This is a genomic window from bacterium (genome assembly GCA_028821235.1).
In the GTDB taxonomy this organism is placed as follows: Bacteria; Actinomycetota; Acidimicrobiia; order Spongiisociales; family Spongiisociaceae; genus Spongiisocius.
Genome location: JAPPGV010000006.1, coordinates 1 through 4,314, shown reverse-complemented (window position 1 = coordinate 4,314; position 4,314 = coordinate 1). Strand labels below are relative to the sequence as shown.

Genomic DNA, 4,314 nt, shown 5'->3' with positions numbered 1-4,314 from the left:
GGGTGGGGAAATTCGCTGACCAACTCTGGGGAATTTCGCTGATCGCCATCAACGGCCCGGCGCACGGGCGCGGCCGATTCAGCCGCGGCGCCCCTGAACCGAGGGGCTCGGGCGGTCAGGGCGACACGGCGAGGCTGGCAACATCTTCCGCGTACCACGCACCGGCGGGAACGTCCGCGAACCCCGGATCCGGTGCCCTGGCGAGCTTGTAGGTTCGAGTAAGGAACGCCAGGTTCTGATGGACGCACGGATCACCTAGTCGCTACGAGTGATACTCCACGTAGGGCGCTTCGACGCTCGGTACCTTGACCTGGACGACGGCGGGTAGTCCCGACTCGAGGGCGCGGCGTAGAGCACCGCCCAGGTCCGCCTCCTCGTCGACATACTCGCCGTGACCGCCCATCGCCCGCATGACCCTCCACCACGCCCGGCGGGGCAGGTCGAGTTCGATCTCGGTTCCGTAGGCGCGCTGCTGCGGTAGGGCGATGGCGCCCCACTTCTCGTCGTCGTAGACCACCACCACGACCGGCGCCCCGCAGCGGAGGGCCGTCTCCAGTTCCAGACCGTGGAATGCGAACCCGCCGTCACCGACGACCACGACCACCGTTGCGGCCGGGGAGGCCAGCTTCGCCGCCACCCCGAACGGAATCTCCGCGCCCAGCGCACCCGACTGGCCGGCGCGCAGGTACCGGGAGGGCGGGCTGATCCTCAGCACGGGGTCGGCCCAGAAGTCGATGTTGCCGTGGGAGGTAACGAAGGTGGTACCGGGCGGCATCGTTTCCTCGAGCAGTGCCGAGAGCCGGGCCGGGTGTATCCCCCCGCCTTCGGGCCGGGGAGCCGCGGCCGCCCGCTCTCGCCAGGTGCGCCAATCCCGCGCCGCCCGCTCGCACCAGGTGCGGTCGAACCCGGCGGGATCGGACGTCGCCAGGGCGCCGAGCACGGCGCCGGATCCGGCCACCAGCCCGAGGTCGGGCCGCAGGAACTTGCCGACCACCCCCGGGTCCGGATGCGACTGGATCACAACCGCATCGTCGCGGACGGACTCCCCGTACCCGAGGTCGGCTTCGAACTCGTGGCCGATGAGCAGCACCAGATCGGCCTGGGCGAGGGCGCTGCGGAGAGGTGGGTTCGATCCCAGGTAGCCCACCCCGGCGGAGCAGGGATGGCGCTCGTCCACCAGGCCCCGACCGAGCCGGAGGGTGACGAAGGGAACCCGGAGGTGGTCGACCGCCTCGGCCAGTTCACCATCGGCGCCCGACCACAGGATGTCGTCGCCGGCTACCAGCAACGGGCGCCGGGCACCCGAGACCAGATGCCGGAGCCGCTCGGCCTGCTCGGCCGCCAGCCCCGGACCGGACCGGCGGCCCCTGGCGCGCCTCGCCGACGGCGGGGGCGCGGCTCCGGCCAGCACGTCCACCGGAATCTCCAGGAAGGCCGGACCCGGACGTCCCGACGTCATGGCCGCCCAGGCGGCGTCCAGGTACTCCTCGATCCGGGCGGGGTCGACCACCCGGGCGGCGTACTTGGTGACCGGCCTCATCACCGGCAAGGGATCGAACGACATGATCGGCTCCCGGTCGAGCATGCTCACCGGGGCCTGGCCGCCGAGGATCAGGAACGGCACGCCGGCCCGGGTGGCCGCCAGCGCGGGTGTGACCGTGTTCGTCACCCCCGGTCCGAGGGTCACCACGCACACGCCGGGGGATCGGGTCACCCGGGCGGTGCCCTCCGCCATGAAGGCGGCGGCCGCTTCGTGCCGGGTGTGGATGATCCTCACCGGGGCGCGCAGGGTGCCGTGGTAGATGGGGTTGAGAGGTCCGCCGGAGACAGAGAAGACATGCCGCACGCCCCGGGCGGCGAGAAGGTCTACAACCAGGTCACCGCCGGGATAGTCGGGCGCAGCCAAGGGCCGGCTAGGGAGTCTCTTGGATCTCGGCAATCACAGCGCCGACGTCCACGATGTCATCCTCGGAGGCGTACACCCGGGTCAGGACGCCCGAGGCCGGAGACTCCAGCTCGACCTCGACCTTGTCGGTCTCGAACTCGGCCAGGGGCTCGCCCTTGACGACCGGCGCACCCACCGCCTTCAGCCAGCGGATCAACACCGCGTCCTGCATCGACACGCCCCATTTGGGAAGTATCACCTGCATACCGGCCTCCCTCCCCTCACGCCGAGCCGTCTACCGCCGGGCTGCCCATGGTCGTCCGGATGGCCTGCTCCAGGTCATCGGCGCCCACGTCGAGCCTTCCCTCGAGCACGGGGCTGAACGGAACGGGAATGTCCGGCCAGGTGACCCGGCATGGCCGGGAGCGCAGGGAGTCCCAGGCCCTCTCGGACACGCCGGCGATCACCTCCGCGGCCAGGCCGCACAAGCGGCGGGCCGGATCGGCCACCACCAGCCGCCCGGTCTTGCGGACCGAGGCGACGATCGTGTCCCAGTCGAGCGGCACCAGGCTGCGCGGGTCCACGACCTCCACGGAGACCCCTTCGGACTCCAGCTTGCGGGCCACCTCGACGGCCACGTGGACCAGCGAAGCCAGCGCCACGACCGTGACGTCCTCGCCCTGCCGCTTGACGTCCGCCACCCCGAGCGGGATCTCGTAGGGGTCCTCCGGGATGGACTCGCGGCGGCGCGAGAGGCGCAGGTCGGCCAGGTACACCACCGGGTTGGGATCCCGGATGGCGGCCATCATCAGGCCCTTGGCGTCGTAGGGGGTGCTCGGCATCACCACCTTGAGGCCGGCGGTGTGCATCAGGATCGAGTGGGGGTTCTCCGAGTGCTGGGCGGCGGCGGAACCGGACGGCCCGGTCCCGGCGAAATAGACGATGGGGAGCTCCACCTGGCCCCCCGACATGTAGCGGAGGCGGGCGGCCTGGTTGGCCACCTGATCCATGGCCACGTAGAAGAAGCTGGAGAACATCACGTGGGCGAACGGCTTCAGCCCCGCCGCGGCCGCGCCCACAGCACCGCCGACGAATGCCGCCTCGGAAATGGGTGTCTTGCGGATCCGGTTGGCGCCGAAGGTGTCGATCAGGCCCCGGGTGACGCCGAAGACGCCACGGTCGACGTCCTCGCCCATCACGATCACCGTCTCGTCCTCCTCCATGGCGGCTCGGAGCGCCTGGTTCATGGCCGCCATGTAATACGCCCTCGTCATCCTCATCCTCCTGCGGGGGCGAAGACGTGATCGAGCGCCTCGTCGGGCGACGGGAAGGGGCTGGACTCGGCGAAGACCACCGCCTCGTTCACCGCCTCCTGTTCCTCCGCATCGATGGAGTCGAGTCGGGCGGCCGAGATCCCGGCTCCGGTCTGCAGCAAGTCCCGGAAGCGGGTGATGGGATCGCGGGCCTTCCAGCTATCCACCTCCTCCTCCGTGCGGTAGGCGGACACGAAGGCGCTCTCGCCCTCGCTGTGACCCGAGAGGCGGTAGGTGATCGCCTCGATCAGGGTGGGTCCTTCCCCGCGCCGGGCCCGGTCGACGGCCTCACCGACTACCCGCCGGACCTCCAGGACGTCGTTCCCGTCGACCTCCATGCTGGCGACCCCGAAGGGCTCGCCCCGGCGGAAGATTCTCCCGGCCGTGAGGTCGGTGGTCGGCGTGAACTCCATGTACTGGTTGGACTCGCACAGGTAGACCACCGGGAGCTTCCATATAGCGGCCAGGTTGAGGGCCTCGAGCAGGACGCCCTGGTTGGCGGCGCCGTCCCCGAAGAAGCAGACCGTGACCCCGTCCCGGCCCAGCACCGCGTCGGCGATGCCCGACCCGGTCGCCATCGGGATCCCGCCGCCGACGATACCGTTGGCGCCGAGGATCCCCAGGCTGGTGTCGATGATGTGCATCGAACCGCCCTTGCCCCGGCAGTAGCCATCCGCCCGCCCGAACAGTTCGGCCATCATCGGGGCGACATCGGCCCCCTTGGCGATGCAGTGACCGTGGCCCCGGTGGGTGCTGGTGATGTGGTCGGTGTCACGCAGCACGCTGCAGGCGCCGACCGCCACCGCCTCCTCACCCACGTAGACATGGACGAAGCCGGGCAACTTGCCCAGCCTGTGGAGTTCCTGGACCTTCTCCTCGAAGATCCGGATGCGCACCATTCGCCGGTAGAGGCGCAGGAGGGTATCGGGTGACATAGTGCGCGCCGATCCTACCTGCGCCCCGCACGGGGCGACTTCGGCGCCCCGTCTGTCCTGCTTGTCCCGCTTACCGCCCGCTCAGGGACGGCTGGCCGGGTCGCCGGCTAGTTCCGTCCGGTCCAACTGACCATGGCGGTCTCGGCGAGACCGTGCCACTGGGTGATGCCGTCGCGGAAGG

5 protein-coding genes are annotated in these 4,314 nt (G+C 70.4%); 1 reads left to right on the top strand and 4 read right to left on the bottom strand.

Annotated elements, in window-relative coordinates:
• A partial coding sequence (locus OXK16_00180) for a hypothetical protein (GenBank protein ID MDE0374369.1) occupies positions 1 to 212 on the top strand: 212 nt, incomplete at its 5' end.
• A 50-nt stretch (positions 213 to 262) separates the two neighbouring features.
• Here OXK16_00180 and OXK16_00175 read toward each other — a convergent pair.
• From OXK16_00175 to OXK16_00160, 4 genes are read right to left on the bottom strand one after another with little or no spacing between them, the layout of a single operon-like run.
• A complete protein-coding gene (locus tag OXK16_00175) occupies positions 263 to 1,906 on the bottom strand; it encodes a thiamine pyrophosphate-binding protein (GenBank protein MDE0374368.1) in 1,644 nt (547 codons plus the stop codon).
• Positions 1,907 to 1,913: 7 nt separating this feature from the next.
• Complete coding sequence (locus OXK16_00170) at positions 1,914 to 2,150, bottom strand: lipoyl domain-containing protein (protein ID MDE0374367.1); 237 nt, start codon at positions 2,148 to 2,150, stop codon at positions 1,914 to 1,916.
• A 16-nt stretch (positions 2,151 to 2,166) separates the two neighbouring features.
• On the bottom strand, positions 2,167 to 3,159 hold the full coding sequence (locus tag OXK16_00165) for an alpha-ketoacid dehydrogenase subunit beta (protein ID MDE0374366.1): 993 nt from the start codon (positions 3,157 to 3,159) through the stop codon (positions 2,167 to 2,169).
• Positions 3,160 to 3,161: 2 nt separating this feature from the next.
• Complete coding sequence (locus OXK16_00160) at positions 3,162 to 4,133, bottom strand: thiamine pyrophosphate-dependent dehydrogenase E1 component subunit alpha (GenBank protein MDE0374365.1); 972 nt, start codon at positions 4,131 to 4,133, stop codon at positions 3,162 to 3,164.
• Positions 4,134 to 4,314 lie beyond the last annotated feature (181 nt).

What these genes read in the sequence shown, in the direction of transcription:
- OXK16_00170 (MDE0374367.1), bottom strand. Translation starts at nt 2,150, where the DNA reads ATGCAGGTGATACTTCCCAAATGGGGCGTGTCGATGCAGGACGCGGTG.
- OXK16_00165 (MDE0374366.1), bottom strand. Translation starts at nt 3,159, where the DNA reads ATGACGAGGGCGTATTACATGGCGGCCATGAACCAGGCGCTCCGAGCC.
- OXK16_00160 (MDE0374365.1), bottom strand. Translation starts at nt 4,133, where the DNA reads ATGTCACCCGATACCCTCCTGCGCCTCTACCGGCGAATGGTGCGCATC.